General features: G+C 60.4%; 17 protein-coding genes and 3 tRNA genes. 19 read left to right on the top strand and 1 reads right to left on the bottom strand.

Features of this window, described 5'->3' with window-relative positions:
* The first annotated feature begins 1,577 nt into the window (after positions 1-1,577).
* The 12 genes from RCAS_RS06435 (at position 1,578) to RCAS_RS24955 (ending at position 15,972) form a co-directional block, all read left to right on the top strand.
* On the top strand, positions 1,578-3,677 hold the full coding sequence (locus RCAS_RS06435) for a polysaccharide deacetylase family protein (protein WP_012119785.1): 2,100 nt from the start codon (positions 1,578-1,580) through the stop codon (positions 3,675-3,677).
* 23 nt (positions 3,678-3,700) lie between these two features.
* Positions 3,701-4,015: an XdhC family protein gene (locus RCAS_RS06430; protein ID WP_012119784.1), complete on the top strand. Its 315-nt coding sequence runs from the start codon at positions 3,701-3,703 to the stop codon at positions 4,013-4,015.
* 173 nt (positions 4,016-4,188) lie between these two features.
* Positions 4,189-4,923 (top strand): XdhC family protein, encoded by a 735-nt coding sequence (locus tag RCAS_RS06425; protein WP_041330304.1) that lies wholly within the window; start codon positions 4,189-4,191, stop codon positions 4,921-4,923.
* A 15-nt stretch (positions 4,924-4,938) separates the two neighbouring features.
* On the top strand, positions 4,939-6,462 hold the full coding sequence (locus RCAS_RS06420) for a MurT ligase domain-containing protein (RefSeq protein WP_012119782.1): 1,524 nt from the start codon (positions 4,939-4,941) through the stop codon (positions 6,460-6,462).
* Positions 6,463-6,916: 454 nt separating this feature from the next.
* A complete protein-coding gene (locus RCAS_RS06415; RefSeq protein WP_012119781.1) occupies positions 6,917-7,747 on the top strand; it encodes a 5-deoxy-glucuronate isomerase in 831 nt (276 codons plus the stop codon).
* Positions 7,744-8,511 (top strand): 2-dehydro-3-deoxy-D-gluconate 5-dehydrogenase KduD, encoded by a 768-nt coding sequence (gene kduD / locus RCAS_RS06410; RefSeq protein WP_012119780.1) that lies wholly within the window; start codon positions 7,744-7,746, stop codon positions 8,509-8,511. The genes RCAS_RS06415 and kduD overlap by 4 nt, the downstream gene beginning before the upstream one ends.
* Before the next feature lie 82 nt (positions 8,512-8,593).
* Entirely contained in the window at positions 8,594-9,709 is a 1,116-nt protein-coding gene (locus tag RCAS_RS06405; RefSeq protein ID WP_012119779.1) for an RlpA-like double-psi beta-barrel domain-containing protein, read from the top strand.
* 295 nt (positions 9,710-10,004) lie between these two features.
* Entirely contained in the window at positions 10,005-11,828 is a 1,824-nt protein-coding gene (locus RCAS_RS06400; protein ID WP_012119778.1) for an ABC transporter ATP-binding protein, read from the top strand.
* Between the two features lie 331 nt (positions 11,829-12,159).
* The gene (locus RCAS_RS06395; RefSeq protein ID WP_012119777.1) at positions 12,160-13,992 is read left to right on the top strand and encodes an ABC transporter ATP-binding protein; all 1,833 of its coding nucleotides are present in this window, start codon (positions 12,160-12,162) and stop codon (positions 13,990-13,992) included.
* Between the two features lie 253 nt (positions 13,993-14,245).
* Positions 14,246-14,461: a hypothetical protein gene (locus RCAS_RS06390; RefSeq protein WP_041330303.1), complete on the top strand. Its 216-nt coding sequence runs from the start codon at positions 14,246-14,248 to the stop codon at positions 14,459-14,461.
* Positions 14,462-14,737: 276 nt separating this feature from the next.
* Positions 14,738-15,304: an NUDIX domain-containing protein gene (locus RCAS_RS06385; RefSeq protein WP_012119775.1), complete on the top strand. Its 567-nt coding sequence runs from the start codon at positions 14,738-14,740 to the stop codon at positions 15,302-15,304.
* 503 nt (positions 15,305-15,807) lie between these two features.
* A complete protein-coding gene (locus RCAS_RS24955; protein ID WP_157042571.1) occupies positions 15,808-15,972 on the top strand; it encodes a hypothetical protein in 165 nt (54 codons plus the stop codon).
* On the opposite strand, the gene RCAS_RS06370 is transcribed toward RCAS_RS24955, so the two are convergent.
* Entirely contained in the window at positions 15,953-17,998 is a 2,046-nt protein-coding gene (locus RCAS_RS06370) for a glycogen debranching protein (RefSeq protein ID WP_232280193.1), read from the bottom strand. The genes RCAS_RS24955 and RCAS_RS06370 overlap by 20 nt on opposite strands.
* Before the next feature lie 783 nt (positions 17,999-18,781).
* On the opposite strand from RCAS_RS06370, the gene RCAS_RS06365 reads away from it, so the two are divergent.
* From RCAS_RS06365 to RCAS_RS06335, 7 genes are all read left to right on the top strand, one after another.
* On the top strand, positions 18,782-19,174 hold the full coding sequence (locus tag RCAS_RS06365) for a GxxExxY protein (protein WP_012119773.1): 393 nt from the start codon (positions 18,782-18,784) through the stop codon (positions 19,172-19,174).
* A 761-nt stretch (positions 19,175-19,935) separates the two neighbouring features.
* A tRNA-Leu gene (locus RCAS_RS06360) sits at positions 19,936-20,024 on the top strand.
* A gap of 1 nt (position 20,025) precedes the next feature.
* Positions 20,026-20,101: transfer RNA gene (locus RCAS_RS06355), tRNA-Val, on the top strand.
* 42 nt (positions 20,102-20,143) lie between these two features.
* A tRNA-Phe gene (locus RCAS_RS06350) sits at positions 20,144-20,219 on the top strand.
* 508 nt (positions 20,220-20,727) lie between these two features.
* Positions 20,728-21,789 (top strand): HEAT repeat domain-containing protein, encoded by a 1,062-nt coding sequence (locus RCAS_RS06345; RefSeq protein WP_012119772.1) that lies wholly within the window; start codon positions 20,728-20,730, stop codon positions 21,787-21,789.
* A gap of 293 nt (positions 21,790-22,082) precedes the next feature.
* Complete coding sequence (locus RCAS_RS06340; RefSeq protein WP_012119771.1) at positions 22,083-22,871, top strand: alkaline phosphatase family protein; 789 nt, start codon at positions 22,083-22,085, stop codon at positions 22,869-22,871.
* Entirely contained in the window at positions 22,868-23,269 is a 402-nt protein-coding gene (locus RCAS_RS06335) for a globin domain-containing protein (protein WP_012119770.1), read from the top strand. The genes RCAS_RS06340 and RCAS_RS06335 overlap by 4 nt, the downstream gene beginning before the upstream one ends.
* The last annotated feature ends 52 nt before the right edge of the window (positions 23,270-23,321 follow it).

Below are 23,321 nucleotides of genomic sequence, written 5' to 3'. Positions count from 1 at the left end.
TCTGAACCCCACGCCTCGGACCCCACGCCTCGCGCCCCGCGCCTCGTGCCCCGCGCCTTGTGCCCCGCGCCTCTGAACCCCACGCCTCTGAACCCGCACCTCGCGCCCCGCGCCTCGCGCCCTGCACCTCGCGCCCTGCACCTCGCGCCCCGCACCTCGCGCCCCGCACCTCGCGCCCTGCACCTCGCGCCCCGCACCTCGCGCCCCGCACCTCGCGCCCCGCGCCTCGGACCCCACGCCTCTGAACCCCACGCCTCGGACCCCACGCCTCGCGCCCCGCGCCTCGTGCCCCGCGCCTCTGAACCCGTACCTCGTGCCCCGCGCCTCGGACCCCACGCCTCTGAACCCCACGCCTCGGACCCTGCACCTCGTGACCTACGCCTCTGACCCCCACGCCTCTCGCCCCTCCCCTCTCGCCCCACCCCTCTCGCCTCACCCCTCTCGCCTCACCACAAATGCGAGATAAATCTCGCGCTACACCATTGTCGGGCCCCTCTCCCCTCTCCCCTCTCGCCCCACCCCTCTCGCCTCTCGCCTCACCACAAATGCGAGATAAATCTCGCGCTACGCCATTGTCGGGACCCTCTCCCCTCTCCCCTCTCGCCCCACCCCTCTCGCCTCTCGCCTCACCACAAATGCGAGATAAATCTCGCGCTACGCCATTGTCGGGACCCTCTCCCCTCTCGCCTCATGCCCCTCCCCTCTCGCCTCTCACCTCACCACAAATGCGAGATAAATCTCGCGCTACGCCATTGTCGGGACCCTCTCCCCTCTCGCCTCATGCCCCTCCCCTCTCGCCTCTCACCTCACCACAAATGCGAGATAAATCTCACGCTACGCCATTGTCGGGCCCCTCTCCCCTCTCCCCTCTCGCCTCACCCCTCTCGCCTCTCGCCTCACCACAAATGCGAGATAAATCTCGCGCTACGCCATTGTCGGGACCCTCTCCCCTCTCCCCTCTCGCCCCACCCCTCTCGCCTCACCACAAATGCGAGATAAATCTCGCGCTACGCCATTGTCGGGACCCTCTCCCCTCTCCCCTCTCGCCCCACCCCTCTCGCCTCTCGCCTCACCACAAATGCGAGATAAATCTCGCGCTACGCCATTGTCGGGCCCCTCTCCCCTCTCGCCTCATGCCCCTCCCCTCTCGCCTCTCACCTCACCACAAATGCGAGATAAATCTCGCGCTACGCCATTGTCGGGACCCTCTCGCCTCACCCCTCTCGCCTCACCCCTCTCGCCTCACCACAAATGCGAGATAAATCTCGCGCTACGCCATTGTCGGGCCCCTCTCCCCTCTCCCCTCTCGCCCCACCCCTCTCGCCTCACCACAAATGCGAGATAAATCTCGCGCTACGCCATTGTCGGGACCCTCTCCCCTCTCGCCTCACCACAAATGCGAGATAAATCTCGCGCTACGCCATTGTCGGGCCCCGCGCCTCGCGCCTCGTGCCCCGCACCTCGTGCCCCGCGCACCGCCCGCGACCCACGCGCCCAGGCGGAAGAATACAAGATAGAAACACACCCGTCCTATGGTACAATTGAACTGATGAGAGAGCATCCTGGCGAGAACAGCCATGCGGTCAGCCTCGGATCGAACCGCGATCAAAACCATGCCGGTTGTTGTCTTCCACATCGCCATTGGTCCACTCGATGACGATGGACGATGCCCGGTCCGCGCGCGCGTCAACGGACGTGCCGCCGTGTCGGAGTTGCACCTGGCAGGATCGCTGTTCGACCTGGGACATCAGGCGCTCCATGCCGGTGCGCAGCGGATCGCAAACATTCCTGATGTCGGGCGGGCGCTGGGTCGAGCGCTGTTTACGCTGCCGATTCGCACGCTCTTGCTCGATGCTGCGCGTTCTGCCGCTGCGGATGGCGCTCGCCTTCAGGTGCGGTTGCAGATCAATACACCGGAACTTGCCGCGCTTCCCTGGGAGTATCTGTCACTGGGCAGCACACATGTCTGGACGCCAGCACTGCGCGCCGATTATGCGCTGGTGCGTGCAGGAAGGTGCGTCTCGCCGCCACAATCACTGCCCCTCCGCGAACCGCTGCGGGTGCTGGCGATTGCGTCGCCCGGCAATGCGCACTGCCTGGATGCGCTCGAACGCGCGCTGACGCCCGGCATTCGCGCCGCTCGGATCGATCTGCGGTCAGTGCCGGATGCCTCTCCCTCGACATTGCAGCGGGCGCTGGTGGAAGAAATGCCCCACGTGCTGCACCTGGCGGCGCGTGTTGTGCTGACGCCCGATCGGCGTCTCGAACTGGATCTGAGTGGCGCACTCGACGCCGGCGACCTGGTCGATCTGCTGGCAGATGCGGCAAATCTGCGGTTGGCAACGCTGACCGGCGGCGAAGGAGACAGGCGGGCGCTCGATATTGCGCCAATGCTGTGTGCAGCGTTGCTGATCGATGAGCGCCTTCCTGCCACAATTGCGTTCGGTACACCGCTGCCGGCGGACCATACGGCTCGGTTTGCGGCGCTCTGCTACGATCAGTTGGCGATGGGAGCGCCGGTCGATCTTGCAGTGACGGTCGGGCGCGTGGCGCTGGCGCGGATCGGCGACCTGTGGGGAGCGCCGGTGCTGCGGGTTGCGCCTGATACCGGTGTGCTGTTCCAACCCTTGCCGCGCCGCGCCGCGCGCCCGCGCTCCGCAAACCGCCCGCTTCCTTTCGTTGCGGCAACCGCCGTCGGTGTTGCGCTGATCCTTGGCGGGTATCTGTTCCGCCCATCGCCATCCTTGCCACCGGAAGCCACGTATGCGCGTCAAGTTACGCCGCCAACGGTGCGTGTTCGGGAAACACCCACCTCCGGGCATCCGAGCATTCTGGCAGCGCCCCTGTCGTTCATCGCGCCATCGGCAACACCCACGCCCTCCCCTCTGCCGTCGCCAACGCCGTTGCCTGCGCCGATCGGGTATACGGTTCATCGCGTCGCTGCGGGGGAAACGCTGGACGGCATCGCAGCACGATTGGGAAGTGATACAGCAGCCATTGCCGCACTGAATGCGATTGACGCCGACGCGCCACTCCGCCCTGAACGAGCGCTGGCGATCCCGTTGTTCCATCCTGGCGAAGCGGCATCCGGGCTGACGGAACCGGTGCGACGCGGCAATCCGGCGTCCGGGAAGGTGGCGCTGACGTTCGATATCGAAATTGACGATACAACGCTCTATGCCATCCTCGATGCATTACGACAGCGTCAAGTCAAAGGGACGTTCTTCGTCACGGGGAACTGGGTCAAACGCTTCCCCGATGCAGCACGCGCCATCGTTGCCGAAGGAAACGAGATTGCCAATCATTCGCTCACGCATCCCTACTTCTCACGCATCGGTCTCGACGGGATGGCGAATGAATTGCGTGAAACCGACCGGATTGTTCTGGAGGTCACCGGCCGAAGCACGAGACCGCATTTCCGCTTTCCCTATGGCGATTATACCGCGCAGGCGGTTGCAGCAGTTGTGGCGGAAGGATACATTCCGTACCATTGGAGCGCCGATGATCGAGCGATCCCGGCATGGCTCGACCGCGCCGTCGCTGATCCGGCGTGGGCGGATGGCGGCATCTTGTTAATGCACGGACGGTCGTCAACGGCCGGCATGTTGCCGGGCATTATTGATCGTTTGCGCGCTGTTGGACTGGAACCGACAACCCTGAGCGAAACCTTGCGATAGTTCCAAGCAGTGAGGCACACCTGATGAAAGATGTTCTTCCTGCAATCGAGCAATGGCGTGCGCGCGGCGAGCGTGTGGCGTTTGCCACTGTGGTGAAGACGCTTGGTTCTGCGCCACGCGGTGTCGGCGCAAAGATGGCAGTATCATCGAGCGGCGCTATGATCGGCTCGGTCAGCGGCGGATGTATCGAGGGCGCGGTCTTCGATGCATGCCAGGAAGCGATCAAGACCGGTAAAGCGCAGTTGTTGCACTTCGGCGTCGCCGACGACGATGCCTGGGATGTGGGGCTGGCATGCGGCGGCATCATTGATGTGTTCGTCGAGCCGCTGGACTGGTAGCCTGCGACGCTACGACAATCGATGCAACTCTGGAGACGCACCGGGCGTCTGAAGTGGGTAGAAAGAAAACCCCGGAAGAGCGCAGCGGCGATGAGCGGTTTTAGGGCGCGGGTTCGAGCGCCCTGCGGAAAGAAGGCGCGTAGCCACGCTGCGCCGTATGAATGGAACACACAATGACGATACTGTACACCACTCTTAAGGCATGCCTTGCCGCAGAGCAACCGGTCGCCGTTGCGACGATCATTGATGGAACAGGGCAGATCGGCGCTAAGCTGCTGGTGCGCCCCGGTGAGGCGTTGCTCGGCACGCTGGGCGATTCGATCCTCAATGAAGCGGTCGAGCGCGATGCGCTGGCAATGCTGCTGCGCGCCGAAAGCGGCATTCGCTCCTACACGGTCGCTGATGGCGACGTGCAGGTCTTTATCGAAACCTATCCGCCGCCGCCGACCATGTTTATTGTCGGTGCGGTGCATATTGCCATTCCGCTGGTAACGTTTGCAAAGACGCTTGGTTTCCGCACCGTGGTGATTGATGCGCGCGGCGCCTTTGCCACTCCTGAGCGGTTCGCCCATGCCGACGAACTGATCCATGCCTGGCCCGATGAAGTGCTGCCTGGACGCCTGACGAGCAACAGTTTCGTGGTGTTGCTGACCCACGATCCCAAACTGGACGATCCGGCGCTTAAGGTGGCGCTGCCCTCGCCAGCGCGCTATGTCGGGGCGCTGGGCAGCCCCAAGACGCACGCCAGACGCCTGGAGCGCCTGCGCGCCGATGGGGTGCCAGAAGAACAACTGGCGCGCCTGCATGCGCCAATCGGGTTGAAGATTGGTTCGGATTCTCCAGAGGAGATTGCCGTCAGTATTATTGCCGAAGTTGTGGCGGCTCGCCATGGGTTGACCGGGAGGTAGCCGGTTTTTGCGTCTATGATTGATATCCGACTGTTGCTGGCGGTCGCTGCCGGTAAATCGACCGGCGTCGCCAGCCGCGTTCTGCGGCGCGGCGGCGGTACGACGCTCCCCGGCGTCGTTGCCCGGCGCGTCGATCCGCAAGCGCTGCGGAAACTGGCGGTGGCGCTGCCGCAGGGAGTTGTGCTCGTTTCCGGCACCAACGGCAAAACGACTACCACTCGGATGATTGCGGCGATGCTGGCGGACGATGGACGCGCGCCACTCCATAATCGCGCCGGCGCGAACCTGATCAGCGGCGTAACGGCAACGGCGCTAGCGGGTGTGTCGTTTGGCGGACGCTCCCCGGCGCGAATCGGTCTGTTCGAAACTGATGAAGCCGCCTTTCCGGGCATCGCAGCAGAAACCACACCTCGCCTGGTTGTGCTCCATAATCTGTTCCGCGATCAACTCGACCGCTACGGCGAAGTGGATACCGTAGCGAAGGGGTGGCGGTCAGCGCTCGAACGCCTTCCCGCCACGACAACCGTCTTGCTCAATGCTGATGATCCGGCGGTCGCGGCGCTTGGAGAGGGACTATCCGCCAAAGTGCGCTTCTATGGACTCAATGATCGACGCTACGCATCGGGGGCGGCGGCGCAGATCGGCGATGCCCGGTTTTGCCGTCGCTGCGGTGCGCCATACCGCTACACGGCGCTCTTCTACGCGCACGTCGGGCATTACCGCTGCGATAGGTGCAGCGCGGCGCGCCCAACACCCGACTATGCTCTGGAACGGTTGGACCTCCATGGTGTGAAAGAGTCCATGCTCTGCCTGACGTTTCCGGGAGGTGCGATGGAACTCCATCTGCCTCTTCCAGGTTTGTACAACGCGATCAACGCGCTGGCAGCGATTGCGGCATGTCTGGAACTTGGCGTTCCGGCGCCACGTATTCGCGCGACGCTCGAACATTTCGACGCTGCTTTTGGGCGTATCGAACGGGTTGATGCGGGCGGACGCCCGTTGCTGATCGCCCTGATCAAAAACCCTGTTGGCGCCACCGAAACCATTCGCATGCTGACGGATGCGTTGAATGTTGAACGTTCAACGCATGTCGCAACGTTGCAGAGCAACGCAGCGCAAGCGGCGGAGACGTTGCAGGGCGACGCAGCATCAGCAGAAAGGTCGCGGTGCAATGTCTCTACCAATAACCTTCATCCTTCAACCCTGCTTCACCTTCTTATCCTGATCAATGATCGCCATGCTGATGGAACGGATGTTTCGTGGCTATGGGACGCGGAATTCGAGCGCCTGGCGGGACATGTGGCGCGCGCGACCATCGGCGGAACGCGCGCGGCAGATATGGCGGTGCGGCTGAAATATGCCGGGGTTGAGTCGGAATGTATCAGCGTCGTGGATGACCCGGCAGACGCGCTGGACGCGGCGCTCGAACGATTGCCTGCCAGCGCAACGCTCTATGCGCTGCCAACGTATACTGCTATGCTCGACCTGCGCGCTGAGTTGGTGCGCCGCCGGTGGGCGCGACCGTTCTGGGAGGATTAGACTGTCACCCAGACGTGAACGACGCTGCAACCGCTATCATTCGGCGTCGGCTTCGACAGGCTCAGCCAATGCGAGTGGACGATGTCCCAGGGATTGACTCGTGGGCGGGACGCCCGCACACCCGGCGCGAAACTTCAGCCTCCTCCCTGGAATTGATGACCGATATGCCGACGCCGGCAAAGTCTCTGACGTGGCGTGTAACCAAGGACCATTGCAGAGCGCCTCTTCGACAACCTCGCTCAACCTGCTTTTTGACTCGCGCGGTTGCCAGATGCGCGACATGACATCCTTTTGTCTAGTCTATTCCGACAGACTGCATCACCCATCAACACACTGTGCAGACGCTATCGAAAGATGGCGCTGCACTCTGTGATATAGTTTGCCTGCGCATGTTCTCTCCTCCTGGATATGCTGTGACGCCAGAGAGGCATCGTAGACCCAAAGGAGTAAACGTATGACCGCCTTTTTCACCCGTGTCGGCAGCGATCCCGGTCTCAACACGCTGGATGTCAATCCCTGCACTCTGCTCGATTTTGCCCGGCTTATCCTTCCTGACGGCGCCAGTTTCGCCGGTGAGACCGGCGGACGTGAAGTGGCGCTCGTCATTTTTGGCGGACGCGGTACGGTGCAGGTTGCCGGGAAGACGTTTGCCCGGATTGGCGCGCGTCCCAATCCATTCGCCGGAAAGCCATACGCCGTCTACATGCCCGCAGGTAGCGCCTACACGATCACAGCGCATGGAACGCTCGACGCCGGACTCTGCTCGGCGCCGTCGGACCTGGCGACCGATCCGTATGTGATCACGCCGGATATGGTGGTGCAGGTCGATGCCGGCGCGGCGAACTTCAGCCGCACGCTCTCCAACATTTTGACGACCAGCAGCCAACCGGAACTGCCTGCCGCGAGGCTGCTGGTCGGCGAGACGTTCGTGCCATCGGGCAACTGGAGCACCTACCCGCCGCACAAGCACGAGGTCGATAACCTGCCCTACGAGGCGCACCACGAGGAGATGTACTACTTCCGTGTGAATCCTCCCGAAGGATTCGGGTTGTGCCGTCATTACAGTCCTGAACGCGGCTACGACCAGACCTACACCATCAGCGACTCGACGATCTTCATGGCGCCGCACGGCTACCATACCACCTGTAGTGCGCCGGGATATACGAATTATTTTCTCTGGTTTCTTGCAGGCACAGGGCGTACTCAGGCAGTCGCGTTCGACCCGGCGCTCGCCTGGGTGCAGAAGGCTGCGCCGCTGATCAAACAGGCGGAGCGATCACGATGAGCAGCGCGCTCGATCTTTTTCGTCTCGACGGTCGCGTGGCATTGGTCACCGGCGGCGATAAGGGGTTGGGGCAGGGAATTGCCATCGCACTCGCGCAGGCTGGCGCAGACGTGGCGGTTGTCTCGCGTTTGGGGAATGCTGTCGCTACCCTCGATGCCATCGCCGCAACCGGACGACGCAGCGTTGCACTGACCGCCGATCTGAGCAGCACGGCGCCGGTCGAGGGGGTGGTGAGCGAAACCATCACGCGCCTTGGACGGCTCGATATTCTCGTTAACAATGCCGGGATTATCCGGCGCGCCCCGGCTGTTGATTATGGATGGAACGATTGGCGCGCGGTGCTCGACGTGAACCTCGATGCAGTATGGGCGCTCTGCCAGGCGGCTGGTCGTCCAATGATCGCCCAGGGTCACGGAAAGATCATCAATGTCGCATCCCTGCTCGCTTTCCAGGGAGGCATTCGCGTGCCCGCCTACGCCGCTGCCAAGCACGCCGTCGCCGGCCTGACAAAGGCGCTTGCCAATGAGTGGGCGCATCTGGGGGTGAATGTCAATGCCATTGCCCCGGGCTACATGGTCACCGACAACACACAGGCGCTGCGCGATGATCCTGAACGATCCCGTCAGATTCTCGAACGCATTCCCGCCGGGCGCTGGGGCGTTCCCGCCGATCTGGCAGGGGCGGCAATCTTTCTGGCGTCATCCGCCAGCGACTACGTGCATGGGCACGTACTCGTCGTCGATGGCGGGTGGCTGGCGCGGTGAAGCGGCGGTTGCATGCCGCTTGCGGACGTATGGTATAATCCGCCCCAGTCCGGTTAGAAATATTGGAAAGCCACGAGGCTGCATGCACCGAGTCGTCCATCGTCCGGTCAGGGATGTTGCCGCGTTTGCGCTGCTGATCGCATGCCTTGCGGGGCTGCCTGCCTATGCCGCGCCGCAACCGGCTGGCATCGCTGATGGCATTATCGTCACGCCCGGCGACGGTTTTGCGCTCGCCACCGATGCGCCTCCCGCACCGGTGGCATTTGGCGGCGCTGGACGCTTCGGCAGTTTCATCAGCGACGCAATCGCATATCCCCATGTGTTCGATACCCTGCGCGTTGCGTATGAGACTCGCGTCCCACGCGGCGCGCAGGTGGCGCTCGATGTGCGCGCCAGCGCCGATGACGCGCGCTGGACTCCATGGGTCATCGATCTGGCGCCAGGCGCAACTGCACGGTTTGACCAACCGGCGCGCTTTGCTCAATATCGCGTGCGTCTACTGGCAACCGGCGACACGCCATTGCTCCGATCCCTGCGGCTCACGCCGGAGCATTCGGCGCCGTCGTTCGCCGCTTTCGAGAACGAGCCGCCGCCGGTCGCGCCAACGTTTACCGTCCACGCCACACGCCTGGGGCTGGTAGGCAGGCGCACCGCCAACGGACATCGGATCGTCAAACGTGACCGCTTTGTGGCGCTGCCGTGCGTGTGTGTCCTCTCCAGTCGCGGCGGCAGCGAATACATGGTGCGCATCACCCACAACGGTCGGAGCGTCGTCGCGCCGGTGTACGACGTCGGACCGTGGAATACGCGCGACAATTACTGGGACCCGCAGGAAAAGCGATATTTCAGCGATCTGCGCCAGGGATGGCCCCAGGATCATGCCGCCTTCTTCGATGGGCACAACAACGGTCGCGCCCAGCATGGGCGGGTGCGCTTCCCTACAGCCATCGATATTGCCGATGGCATCTGGTGGGACGATTTCGGCATCAAGGGCGACCGCGCCGTTGTCGATGTCACCTTCCTCTGGATGGGGCGCGATCCGCTCGAACAGGCTGCTCAGCCTCAGTCTCCGCCAGAGATGCCTCCTGCCGACGCCTCGCCTGCTCCACCGTCGGCGGATACCTCGCCTGCTCCATCGCCTGCCGATGCGCCACCTGCGGATGTGCCAGGGGAGGAGGGGCAGGAGCGTGGGGGATAAATTCGCCACTCATCTGACACGCACCGCAGAGGTCGTCCCTCCGGTCGAAATCCGAGCGCAGGTCCGAGAAGTTTCCTGATGGGCCTGCCATTCGCGCGCGTGTAAGACGCCCACACACGCCTGCACCATTCATCAGGTTGTGAGCGTATGCCAGGGGGCGCAGTATGAGGTCATCTCCGCAGCGTAGCACAAAGCCACTTTACCAACCCACAATGCTACGATTCCTGCTATACTTACTGAACTGCGTCGCAGGGTGACATCCGGCGACGCTTATGAATCTTTGGAGAGAGCACCCGTGGATCAATTCCATCGCCTCTGGCCCTTTGTGCGGCGCTACCGTCGCCGGTTGCTGATCGGCGCGCTGTGCGCCATGGCAGCCACCGCCGTCGCCGCGATGATTCCGCAGATCGTGCGCTTTGCCGTCGATGACCTGAATACGCGCGGCGTTGTGATCGAGCGGTTGCTCCAGTACGGCGGATTGCTGTTGCTCGCTGCGCTCGTGGAAGGATTGTTGCGCTATGGACAGCGCACTCAGATCATCGGCACGTCGCACCTGATCGATTTCGATATGCGCGAAGCGCTATTCGCCCGATTGTTAACGCTCGATCAGGGATTCTTCACCACAATGCACACCGGCGACCTCATGACGCGGGTGACGAACGATCTCTCGGCAGTGCGTATGTTCCTTGGTCCTGGCATCAGCAACCTGCTTGGTTCGACGCTGCTGCTGCTGACCGCCGCGACGCTGATGTTTCTCACGAATCCGGCGCTGGCCGCAATCGTCGTGCTGCTCCTGCCGATGGCGGCAGTGCTGTTCGTCGTCATCGGCGGACGTATGCGCGCGATCTTCCGCAAGGTGCAGGATCAGTTCGGTGAGATCTCAACCCGCGCTCAGGAGAATTTCAGCGGCATCCGCACGATCAAGGCATATGCCCAGGAAGATGCTGAGATCAGGGTGTTTCGGCAAGCCAATGAACGCTACCGCGCGCTCAATCTGCGCTATGTGCTGCTCAGCGGCATGCTCTGGCCCATCATTGGGTTGATGCTGGGGACAATCGGCGCTTTTGTGCTGCTCATCGGCGGGCGCATGGTTGCAGCCGGCGAGATGACCGTTGGTGAACTGGTGTTGTTTAACGCCTACCTGGCACAACTCGCATGGCCCGTTATCGCTCTTGGGTGGACGGTGGACCTCTATCAGCAGGGTGCGGCATCGCTGGTGCGCATTGGCGAGGTGCTTCAACGCCGTTCTGCCATAGCCTCGCCGCCCGATGCGCCGCGCGATTTCGTGGTGCGGGGAGAGGTCGAGTTTCGCAATGTCGGGTTGCGCTTCGCGCACAGCCAACATACGAATGGCAACGCATCCGGGCATCACGCGAATGCGCCTTCGACGTCCGGAAAGCCAGCCGCCTCCGGTGCGCCGGAATGGGTGCTGCGCCATATTTCGTTCCGCATTCCGCAAGGGGGGTCGCTGGGGATCGTCGGCGCAACCGGCGCCGGTAAGACGACCCTGGTCAACCTGCTGGCGCGGGTGCGCGACCCGGACGAGGGGCAGGTGCTGGTTGACGGGTATGATGTGCGCACCCTGCCCCTCGATGCGCTGCGCCGCGGCATCGGCTATGTGCCGCAGGATACGTTCCTGTTCAGCGTGCCCATCCGCGAAAATGTGACCTTCGGCAGACCGGACGCGACGGAGGATCAGATCATCCACGCCCTCGCCGTTTCGCGGCTGATCAATGATGTGGAGCAGTTTCCCGACGGGATCGACACCCTGATCGGCGAGCGTGGCGTGACGCTGTCCGGCGGGCAGAAGCAACGCACTGCCATTGCCCGCGCCATCCTGCGCGACCCGGCAATCTTGATTCTCGACGATGCGCTTTCGAGTGTCGATACCCACACTGCCGCCGAGATTCTTGCCAGCCTGCGCGCGATGATGAAGGGGCGCACCAGCATGATTATTGCACAGCGCATCGCGACGGTGAAAGACGCCGATCAGATCATCGTGCTGCACAATGGTGAAATCATCGAGCGTGGCACGCACCGCGAATTGGTTGAACGCGGCGGACGGTACGCCGATATGTACCGTCGCGAGTTGCTGCGCGCCGAGTTGGAGGAAGAGTAGCGCCGTGCAATGCACCGGCGCGCCGCCGTATCTCATGACCTTCGTGTTCCGTTGCGCCCTTCTACCAATTACCTGTGAACATTCGGCATGGTCACCCCGAGCAAAGCGAGGGGTCGTGCGCGACCCGCTGAGATTCCTCGCTGCGCGCGGAATGACAAGTCGCTGCGCGCGGAATGACACGCATGCGGCGTCGTCAATCGTCATTGGTATTCGTGGATCAAGGGCAGGCGACCAGGCATAGCGCACCGACGCAGAACAATCGCACCGCCGGACGCACCCGGCGCCTTCGTATTCCTTCGACCCTTCGTGGATCATGGGCAGGAGACCGGGCATGGCTCGCACACCATTCGATGATGACGAGATTTTAGGGAAAGCCTACGATGCGGCGCTGGTGCGCCGCCTGGGGGTGTTCATCGCGCCCTACTGGCGGCGAGTCGCGCTGGCGACAGCACTGATGTTCGGCGGGGCAGCCGTAGAACTTGCACCGCCATTCCTCGTCAAGCAGGCAATCGACGGTCCGATTGCGGCGCGCGATCCGGCGGGCATTCTGCCGCTCTTCGGGTTGTACGCCGCTGCGCTGCTGGCTGCTTTCGGGTTTCGTTATGGTCAGACGTATATCGTACAGTTGGTCGGGCAGCAGGTGATGGTCGATATCCGCACCCGCATCTTCAGCCATATCCAGCGCATGAGCCTGGCATTCTTCGACCGCAACCCCGTCGGGCGGCTGATCACCCGCCTGACGAACGATGTCGATGCGCTTAATGAGTTCATCACCCAGGGAACGGTGGCGCTGCTGGGCGATCTGGTGCGCCTGTTGTTCATCGTCATTACGATGCTGCTGCTGAACTGGCGGCTGGCATTGATCAGTTTCATCATGTTTCCCGCAGTCATGCTGGCATCGAGTATATTTCAGCGCATCATGCGCGGCGTCTACCGGCGCGTCCGGCAGCGCATTGCGCGCATCAACGCCTTTTTGAACGAGCAGATCAGCGGCATCCTGGTGACGCAGTTATTCAACCGCGAAGAGCAGAGCCGCATCCGATTCGCCGAACTGAGCCGCGATTATCTGGCGGCGCAACTCGAGTCGAACCGGACGTTTGCAATCTTCTTTCCGCTTATCAACTTCCTTTCGGTGACGGCGATGGCGCTGCTCCTCTACTTTGGCGGTCAGGCAGTGCTGGCGGGCATAGCGACCCTTGGCATGCTGGTGGCGTTCATTCAATACACCGATCAGGCATTTCAGCCGATCCGCCAGATCGCCGAACGTTACAACACCTTCCAGTCGGCGATGGCGTCGGCGGAGCGCATCTTCCGTGTGCTCGACACGCCTGCCACGGTGGTCGATCCAGCGCATCCACGATCATTGCCGTCGCCGGTGCGAGGTGAGATTACGTTCAAGAACGTATGGTTCACCTACGATACCGAGGCCGCCGGTCCCGACGGCGCCGGTCTGACGGACTCAGATGACCGGTGGGTGCTGCGCGGTGTGTCGTTCACCATTCCGGCCGGGCAGGCAGTAGCCGTTGTGGGAGCGACCGGCGCCGGCAAAACGTCGCTGGTGAGCCTGATGGCGCGTTTCTACGATATTCAGCGTGGATCGATCACCCTCGATGGCATCGATATTCGTGAATTGCGTCAGGCGGAGTTGCGCCGCCACGTGAGCGCCGTACCGCAGGACCCGGTGTGTTTTAGCGGATCCATTGCCTCGAATATTCGCCTGCACGACGATAGTATCAGCGATGAGCAGGTCCGGCGCGCTGCCGAGATTGCGCGCGCGGCGCCCTTCATCGAGCGGTTGCCCGGCGGCTATGAGTACGAAGTGCGCGAACGCGGCAGCAATCTGTCGGTCGGTCAACGACAATTACTGGCATTTGCCCGCGCAATTGCGTTCAACCCCGAGGTGCTCCTCATCCTCGATGAAGCGACATCGAGCGTAGACACCGAAACCGAGGCGTTGATGCAGGAAGCGCTCGAACGCCTGATCCACGGACGCACCAGCATTGTGATTGCGCACCGGCTTTCGACCATTCGCCACGTTGATCGGATACTTGTGCTTTACAAGGGACGCCTCGTGGAGGACGGCTCGCACGACGAACTGCTGGCGAAACGCGGCTATTATTACCGCCTGTATCAACTTCAATTCGCGGAAGAGGTCAGGGGTTAGGGGGTGGGGGCTAGAGATCAGGCGCCCGGTTTTCGGCTCTCAGATCCCGCTTCTCCGCGCATGCGCCCGCAGCCCGGCATACCATAGCCCCAGGCAATGCGAAAGGAGGTTGCCGCGCGTCGTTTTGGGTCCATCCTCGTAATCGCCTGTGCGCTGGCGCTGAACCTGTCTTCCGTGTTCGCCGCTTCAACCGCGCGTTGTGCTGTTCTACGCCCCCTGCTGTGAGCACTGCCACACAGCCATCACGGAGCATTTGCCGCCGGCGCAACAGCGATTCGGCGACCAGTTGCAGATTGTGATGATCAATGTCGATCAACCACAGGGGCGGCGCTCTACCGTACCCACACGTTCGCAGTGCTGCGCCGCAAACGCAGCAACACACGAACCCGGCGAAGCAACGAATAACTCTGGCGGCGTGGGACGCGATCCGTTCTGCCCATCGACGCAGGAACATCGATCAACAGCGTGACTACCGAGCCGGGGATCAAACAGCATGTTTCTGAGATAGCGAGTGACGATTGCTCACAGTATGCCTCCTTGCATACACTATCGGCGCGGCGCCGATAGTGAACAGTTTTTTCGCGCGCCGGAAACGCTCAGATGGTGGAGGAGCATAACCGCAGGCGAATATCTGACCATCTAGAGATAGCGTAGAATAGACAGCACAGAATATTGTCATACGTTGCCGGAACAGATTGCTGCGAAGAACCAGACCATCACCAGACCAACTGGCACAGGAGTTCCCATGTCTGAACCATCAACCCCACGTCCCTGGCAGCGCACTGCCGAGATTGTCGCTATTACATCACCGTGGGTGCGGATGATTGCCGAGCGCTGGATCGACGATCACGGCAGAGAACTGGACTACTGGCGCGTCGAGCGCGTGCCATCGGTCATCGTCATTCCGATCTGGCGGGGACAGATTTTGCTGCCCCATCCACAGTTTCGCCCCGGCGCAGGGCGCATGACTCTCGACCTGCCGGGCGGGCGCGTTCCGCCTGGTGCAACGCCCCTCGACGCCGTAGCGCCAATCGTGCAGCGTGAACTCGGCATCCCGCCGGCGGCGATAACAACACTCGCATTGCTCAATGAACAGGGATGGCTCATCAACAGTTCCTTCTCGAACCAGACACTCTTCGGCATTGTCGCAACAATCGATGATGCAACCGACGTTCAGATGCCGCAGATCTATCGTTCGGTCCCTGCCACGTTTCAGCAGGTTGCAGACCTGATCAACGAACTGGAGTGTCTGCAATGCCGCGCCGTGCTGCAAGAATGGACCCTGCGGCAGATCACGGCGAATGCATGGTGAGTACATGTGTCATTTTTGCTCATGCTATCGTTCATGATTCCGAAGATGCGCATCATTGGCACACGGTGCGTCGTTGTTCATTCGACCAATAAAGAAGGAACCATCACAATGACGACCAGAGTCTCGAAGCCATTCGTCCTTGCCGCCGCCTTCGCACTCACCCTGTTCATTCTCGCCTGTGGGTTCAATGTCAGCACCGCCAACATTGCCGATGTATAGATGGCGACCGACGAGAGCGGGAGCACGCGAGTGACCTCCTACGGACCGTCTGACACGTTCTATGCAATCGTGGACCTGCGCAACGCGCCGGACACCACCAATCTCAAAGCAGTCTGGATAGCGGTCAATGTCGAGGGAGCGTCGGCGAATGAGGGGATCAACGATACCAATGACCTGTGCACATCCGGCATGGTCACCCCGAGCAGCGCGAGGGGTCGTGCGCGACCCGCTGAGATTCCTCGCTGCGCGCGGAATGACAAGTCGCTGCGCTCGGAATGACACGCATGCGGCATCGTCAATCGTCATTGGTAGAGACATCGGGCACAATGGGGAGCGGATTGTTGCACTTCACATTGACCAACAACGGCTTCTGGACCACCGGTCAGTACAGAGTCGATATTTACCCGAACGACAAACTCGATAAGACGGTCACATTCGAGGTTCGCTGAGGGACAGCAACATTTCCTGCGTCGTGCGCGAGCGCAACACGACAACTGATCGCGCACCGACGACGTAGTACGGTTGACACACCTGAACTTCCCGCCCCGGTTCGCGAATATCGTCGGGAGAGGGGCGCGCCGTATCGATCACGCGCCACCATCCTCCCGGCGACTGTTCCTGAATGGCAAAGACCAGGTCCTTCCAGTAACCGTTGATCATCACATAGAGATCGCAGTCACCGACCGAAACGCCGCGCAGACAGTAGGCGACGGCGTGCGAGTTGTACGATGTGTCGGGCGGACCGTTGACGCCGTACCAGTGAACATCATCGCGCCAGAAGCGGCTGCGGTGGATCGAGGGATGCGCTTTGCGGAACGCAATCAGCGTTTTGACAAAACGAAACATATCACGATTGCGCTCCAGCAAATCCCAGTCGAGCCAGGTAATCTCATTATCCTGATTGTACGGATTATTATTGCCGCGCTGCGTATTCAGAAACTCATCACCGGCAACGAACATCGGCGTACCATTCGCCAGCATCAGCAACGTAAAGAGATTCCGCGCCTGCCGACGCCGCAACGCCAGCACCTCCGGCGGCACATGCTCGTCCCCTTCCCAACCGCAGTTCCAGCTAAAGTTCTGATCGGCGCCATCGGTGTTCTCATGACCATTTGCCAGATTGTGCTTGCGATTGTAGGAAACCAGGTCGTAGAGGCAAAACCCATCGTGCGACGTGATGAAATTGACGCTCTGCGTCGGGCGGTACGCATCAGCCAGCGTATCGGGGAACAGATCGTCGCTGCCATACAATCGACACATCAGATCGCCGATCTTGCCGGGATCACCCTTGACAAATGCGCGCACATCATCGCGGAACTTCCCATTCCACTGGCGCCACGTCATGCCAGGGAAGGCGCGTCCCAGAAGGTACGCGCTGATATCCCACGCTTCGGCGATCAAACGCACCCCGTGACGTTGGGCGAGCATACTGATCTCGTGAATGAGCGCCGGATCCTCGTGATTGATCGTCCCGTCCTCGTTGCGCGCCAGAATCGATGCCAGATCGAAACGGAACCCATCGACGTGCATGGACTGTATCCAGGTAGTGAGACTATCGACGATCAGCGTGCGCACGGCGGGATCGGCGCAGCGTAACGTATTGCCGCACCCGCTCGCATTGATATACTGACGACGGTCGGGCGTGAGCAGGTAATAGACCCGATTATCAATCAAGCGATAACAGTATGCCGGACCCCGTTCGTCCCCCTCGCTGGTATGGTTGTAGACCACATCGAGCCAGACCTCGATGCCGGCCGCGTGCATGGCCTTGACCATATCACGAAATTCACGGTGCGGATCATGAACGGCGTAGCCATTGTGGGGCGCAAAGAAATTGAGGGTCATATAGCCCCAGTAATTTCCTTCCTGAGGGTCGAACTGATGCACCGGCAAAAGTTCAACGGCGGTCACCCCAAGTTCCAGCAGGTACGGAATCTTGCGGATCAGCCCGATGAACGTCCCCCGCTCCTCTGGTGCGACGCCCGAATTGGCGCGCGCAGTAAAACCGCGCACGTGCAGTTCATAGACGATCAGATCGTGGGTATGGTGTGGACGCACATCGCCTTCCCAGTCGTATCGCGGCTCGCGGCGCGGCAGCACGCCAAGCGGCGCGCGTCCATCGTTTGGTCCCGGACGCATCGCCGCTTCCCGGCTGTAATCTGGCGGAAAGAAGACCTCTGGCGCATATGGATCGAGCACAATCTTCGTCGAATCGAAGCGATGCCCTTCCTCCGGCGCGCGGGGACCATCCACACGATAGGCGTAGTAGCGCCCGCCGGGAATGGCTGCGGCCGGAACCCAGCAATGCCAGACGTGATGGGTCTTGTTGCGGCGCGGGTCGAGATGATGGCGGTAAATCGGCGTCACGAAATCGTCCGCGCCATAGATCAGCAGGGTGACACTGGTGGCGTGACGTGAGAAGAGGGCGAAATTATACCCTTCACCTGCCGGAACCCACGTAGGACCTAAGGACACAGGCGAGCCTTCGCTGCGCTCCCAGGCAGAAGGTTGATACCAGGACGCCGATTCTCTGGTGAGCATACCGTATGATACCACAATGGCGCGCAGCAGCCGTGGTGCGCGTGACGAGGCAGAGGATACCGGGTTCTATTATAGTGCGGTTCATGCCGGGTGAGGAACAAAAGCGCATCTGGAAGAGTGGTAGCTCTCTCACCACCAAGACACCAAGACACTAAACCTGCGTGTCTTCGTGCCTTCGTGGTAGCTCTCTCACCACCAAGACACCAAGACACTAAACCTGCGTGTCTTCGTGCCTTCGTGGTAGCTCTCTCACCACCAAGACACCAAGACACTAAACCTGCGTGTCTTCGTGCCTTCGTGGTAGCTCTCTCACCACCAAGACACCAAGACACTAAACCTGCGTGTCTTCGTGCCTTCGTGGTAGCTCTCTCACCACCAAGACACCAAGACACTAAACCTGCGTGTCTTCGTGCCTTCGTGGTAGCTCTCTCACCACCAAGACACCAAGACACTAAACCTGCGTGTCTTCGTGCCTTCGTGGTAGCTCTCTCACCACCAAGACACCAAGACACTAAACCTGCGTGTCTTCGTGCCTTCGTGGTAGCTCTCTCACCACCAAGACACCAAGACACTAAACCTTCGTGTCTTCGTGCCTTCGTGGTAGCTATCATGTGATGTTATCATGTTATTATGTTAACTCTTTCACCACTAAGACACCAAGACACCAAAATCTTTGCGTCTTGGTATCTTGGTGGTAAAACAAGCAAGGAATAAGGAATGAACCACGCCCCCATTTCCGACGAAGAAGAACGCATCGCCAAGGCGATTGTGGACGCTGCGTATGCCGTTCATCGTGCGCTTGGACCCGGCTTGCTGGAAAACGTCTACGAAGTCTGTTTTTGCCATGAACTGGCCAAACGGAGTTTATCCTATCGCCGGCAAGTGGTGGTGCCGATTGTCTACGACGGCATCACGTTTGATGAAGGCTTGCGACTCGATGTGCTGGTGGAGGAAGGAGTCATCTGCGAATTGAAAGCGGTGGAGGTCATGCATCCTGTGTTCACGGCTCAACTCTTGACCCAGCTCAAGTTGACCGGCAAGCGCCTTGGCTTCCTGATCAATTTTAATGTGCCGGTGATCAAGCAGGGCATCAAGCGATTAGTTCTATGAAGAGAGGGGATCTACCACTAAGACACCAAGACACCAAGACACTAAAAATAACCTTCGCGCCTTCGTGTCTTCGTGCCTTCGTGGTAAATACCTCTTGCACCACTAAGACACCAAGACACTAAAAATAAAAAACCTTCGTGTCTTCGTGCCTTCGTGGTAAATACCTCTTGCACCACTAAGACACCAAGACACTAAAAATAAAAAACCTTCGTGTCTTCGTGCCTTCGTGGTGAAAACAAAAACCTTCGCGCCTTTGTGTCTTGGTGGTAAATACCTCTTGCACCACGAAGACACCAAGACACCAAGACACTAAAAAAACCTTCGTGTCTTCGTGCCTTCGTGGTGAAAACAAAAACCTTCGCGCCTTTGTGTCTTGGTGGTAAATACCTCTTGCACCACGGAGACACCAAGACACAAAGACACTAAAAATAACCTTCGTGCCTTTGTGTCTTGGTGGTGAAAACAAAAAACCTTCGCGTCTTCTTGGCAACTCTTGCACCACTAAGACACCAAGACACCAAGACACTAAAAATAAAAAAACCTTCGTGCCTTTGTGTCTTCGTGGTGAAAACAAAAACCTTCGTGCCTTCGTGTCTTCGTGGTGAAAACAAAAACCTTCGTGCCTTTGTGTCTTGGTGGTGAAAACAAAAACCTTCGCGTCTTCGCTGCACACCCGGTGGGCGCGGCGGTGCATACGTGTGGTCCTTGCACCAAAACATGGTTGACAATCGCTATGAACAGGGCTATAATGCCATGCGCAAGCCGAGGTGGCGGAATTGGCAGACGCGCCAGGTTGAGGGCCTGGTGAACAGAAATGTTCGTAAGGGTTCAAGTCCCTTCCTCGGCACCACGGGCGATTAGCTCAGTCGGTAGAGCACCTCGCTTACACCGAGGTTGTCGGCGGTTCGAGTCCGTCATCGCCCACCACGGCAGCACACGGCGGCGAACCGTTCAACGCTCGTTGCCCGCGCCAGGGTAGCTCAGTTGGTAGAGCGCGTGTCTGAAAAACACGAGGTCACCGGATCGTTCCCGGTCCCTGGCACCATATCGTACAACCGCGCGGCGTATGCCGCGTTTTTTTGTGGGAAGATCACGCCCCATCGTTCACAACGACATCCGACCACGAGCGTCGCCCCTCTCAGGAGCGAGGGGTGTTGTCGCATCCCACCGCCTCTTCGAGGTGGCATTGTTCAGGGCAAGGAATGGTTACCGCATCCCGACGCCTTGTGTGTTCGAACTCACGCGCTCCTTCTCACTTTCTGGAGAAGAGGGATATCGGCCATTCTGACGCTCAAATCGCGCGGCGCAGACATGGGCTTGCCAGAGCAATCGACACGTGCGGACGGCGTCTTCCTTCATCGTTGCAACACCGCCCTGATGCTCAACGTATCTGATTATGGAAACGGGCAAGAACATCAAAACGATGTGATTCTGTAACCAATTTGTAAGTCTGATGCGCTTCGATCTTGCAGTCGCATGCTATACTGGTGAAAAATCTTATGCATCTATGTAGTACATGCCGCTCTATCCTCGCCCCTTCCAGCAGGTGATCTATGTTCGACCAGCATCTCTGGCGGCAACAGCTCATCGACTACCTTGAGGTTTTTGCGCGTCATCCGCATCAGGAAGTTCAACTGGCAGGCAGTCCTGGCGTTGTTCCGCACCTGGCATTGCGCACGCTGACGCCGTTCATGAATGCGCTCTATGATAATCCGGTCGATGCTATCGTTACACTGGCGACGATCACACACGATGCTGGCGCCAATCTTCTCGTCAGCAGGATGATACGCACCCGCTATCCAACGGCGCTCGATATCGAGCGCAACCTGCGCGCCAGCACCGATCTCTGCATCACGGTCGAGCGCCTGATGATCGAGTTGCAGACGATCCCGATTGCGCTGCGAAACCTCAATGCACGGCGCGGTTTCTGGCTGCGCAGCACGATTGAGCGCGAATTGGACGCATACCCCTGGTCGTTTGTGTGGATCCGTGATCTGTTGCGCGAACTAAACGGTCAGGATCGTATCGAAGCACTCCGCCGTCTGCGGTCGCGCAATGGTCGATATACGAGCGGCGATCTGACGCTAATCGAGAAGGCGCTGTCGGACGCTGCGGCACAGACACGCGCGTATGCCGCGCGTCTGCTGGGGGTCATGGTCGATACCCCGCCACCCACACTGACCCATCGTTTGCTAGACGTTGCGCTGCGCGACTCCGATGCGGAGACACGCTTTGCAGCGGCGCGCACAATCGGGCTGCTGCGTGAGCGTATCATCACCGGTGATGCGCTGGCATACATTGAGAGTCATCTCGTCCACGACGATAGTTTCTTTCGCTCATCGGCGGCACTTGTGCTGGGGCAATTGGGGGAACACGCAGGCAAGCCGACCGTCGTACAGCGTCTGTGCCAGTTGCTGTGCGACCGCGACGCTTATGCGCGCGAGGCGGCAGCGCGCGCGCTGGGACGCATCGGACCTCCCGCTGCACTGCCACAGGTTATCGAAGCGCTTGAACAAACCACGCAAGATGATGATGTGCAGGTTCACGAGGCAGCGACCGACTCACTCGCGCTGCTGCGTCAGTATGCCGAACTGAGCGTGCAGGCGGCAGCGTAGCGCCTGTCCGAAAATCACGCGCTGCGAGTATTGTGCGGCGCTATCTGGTATAATACCAATGACGATTAAAGATGCCGCATGCGTGGCATTCCGAGCCCTTCGCTTCGCTCAGGGTAAACGCAGCGAGGAATCGGAGCGGGTCGCGCACGACCCCTCGCGCTGCTCGGGGTGACCATGCCGGATGGTCACAGGTCATTGGTATAATACAGGCGCGCGTAGAAGCCGCGCGCTTAACCAAAAGGCAACGCTCCAACCTCGATACGTTTGCTCTTCCCTTTTTTCGAGGAAGCAAGATGGTCATTCTCCTCATGATCGATGGCGCGCGCCCCGATGCGCTCGACGCTGTCTCATGCCCGCACCTCGCTGCGCTGCGCGCGGCAGGATCGGCGACGATGCATGCGCAGAGTGTGATGCCTTCGGTGACGCTGCCCTGCCATATGTCGATCTTTCACAGCGTTCCCCCGGCACGCCATGGGATTACGACTAATATGTTCGTGCCGATGGCGCGTCCGTTGCCTGGACTGATCGAGCAGGCGCGCGCCGCCGGGAAACGCACCGCCTGCATCCACAATTGGGAACCATTGCGCGACGTGAGTCGCCCGGAACAGGTGAGGTACAGTTACTACCGCGAGCCGCCGCTCGACCACACATACGATGATGCGGTCGGCGCCGAAGCGGTGCGGTTGCTGCGCGAAGAGAGCGCAGCGTTCGATTTCGTCTTTCTCTACTTTGGTTCGGTTGATGCCGCAGGACACGCCTTTGGCTGGATGTCGTCGGAATATCTCAGTCAACTGCAACGCGTCGACGGCTTGCTTGGCGGCGTGCTCGATGCGATGCCGGCGGATGCGACGATCGTCGTTCAGGCAGACCACGGCGGACACGACCGAACACACGGCACAGATATGTCGGAAGATATGACCATTCCCTGGATCGCCGCCGGTCCTGCGATCCGGCGCAATCACCGGATCACGGCGCCGGTCAGCCTGCTCGACACGGCGCCGACCCTGGCGCGCGCCCTGGGCATTGCGCCTCACGACGCATGGGAAGGCCGGATCATCGAAGAAATTTTCATAGCGCCATGAACACCGAACAATCAATCTACGAACGCGCCGGTGGCGATGAACCATTCCGCCGTCTGGTCGATGCCTTCTATGCCCGCATCGAGCGCGATCCCCTGCTGCGCCCGATGTTCCCGGCAGATCTGGAACCGGGCAAACTCCATCAGTTTCTGTTCATCACACAATACTTTGGCGGACCTCCACGCTATACGGCGATGCGTGGGCATCCGCGACTGCGGGCGCGCCATCTGCCCTTCGTGATCGGACAGGCAGAACGCGATGCGTGGGTCGCCCACATGCGCGCCGCCATTGACGAGGCGGGCTTTCCAGAGGATGTGCGCCCTGCACTGATCCAGTACTTCGAGCGTACTGCCACCTTCATGATCAACGCCGATCCTGAGCGCCTCAACCTGCGCGGTTGAGGTGCAATGGTCTCTGCCGCAGCGCGTCACTCCGCCTCATTCTGTGGTACAA

Origin of the sequence: Roseiflexus castenholzii DSM 13941 (assembly GCF_000017805.1) — a bacterium.
Taxonomy (GTDB): Bacteria; Chloroflexota; Chloroflexia; order Chloroflexales; family Roseiflexaceae; genus Roseiflexus; species Roseiflexus castenholzii.
Note: the sequence above shows the minus strand (reverse complement) of the source record. Positions and strands in the feature narration are given on the sequence as shown.

Coding starts and splice junctions, on each gene's coding strand:
- RCAS_RS06435 (WP_012119785.1), top strand. CDS start 1,578: ATGCGGTCAGCCTCGGATCGAACCGCGATCAAAACCATGCCGGTTGTT.
- RCAS_RS06430 (WP_012119784.1), top strand. CDS start 3,701: ATGAAAGATGTTCTTCCTGCAATCGAGCAATGGCGTGCGCGCGGCGAG.
- RCAS_RS06425 (WP_041330304.1), top strand. CDS start 4,189: ATGACGATACTGTACACCACTCTTAAGGCATGCCTTGCCGCAGAGCAA.
- RCAS_RS06420 (WP_012119782.1), top strand. CDS start 4,939: ATGATTGATATCCGACTGTTGCTGGCGGTCGCTGCCGGTAAATCGACC.
- RCAS_RS06415 (WP_012119781.1), top strand. CDS start 6,917: ATGACCGCCTTTTTCACCCGTGTCGGCAGCGATCCCGGTCTCAACACG.
- kduD (WP_012119780.1), top strand. CDS start 7,744: ATGAGCAGCGCGCTCGATCTTTTTCGTCTCGACGGTCGCGTGGCATTG.
- RCAS_RS06405 (WP_012119779.1), top strand. CDS start 8,594: ATGCACCGAGTCGTCCATCGTCCGGTCAGGGATGTTGCCGCGTTTGCG.
- RCAS_RS06395 (WP_012119777.1), top strand. CDS start 12,160: ATGGCTCGCACACCATTCGATGATGACGAGATTTTAGGGAAAGCCTAC.
- RCAS_RS06385 (WP_012119775.1), top strand. CDS start 14,738: ATGTCTGAACCATCAACCCCACGTCCCTGGCAGCGCACTGCCGAGATT.
- RCAS_RS24955 (WP_157042571.1), top strand. CDS start 15,808: ATGCGGCATCGTCAATCGTCATTGGTAGAGACATCGGGCACAATGGGG.
- RCAS_RS06365 (WP_012119773.1), top strand. CDS start 18,782: ATGAACCACGCCCCCATTTCCGACGAAGAAGAACGCATCGCCAAGGCG.
- RCAS_RS06345 (WP_012119772.1), top strand. CDS start 20,728: ATGTTCGACCAGCATCTCTGGCGGCAACAGCTCATCGACTACCTTGAG.
- RCAS_RS06340 (WP_012119771.1), top strand. CDS start 22,083: ATGGTCATTCTCCTCATGATCGATGGCGCGCGCCCCGATGCGCTCGAC.
- RCAS_RS06335 (WP_012119770.1), top strand. CDS start 22,868: ATGAACACCGAACAATCAATCTACGAACGCGCCGGTGGCGATGAACCA.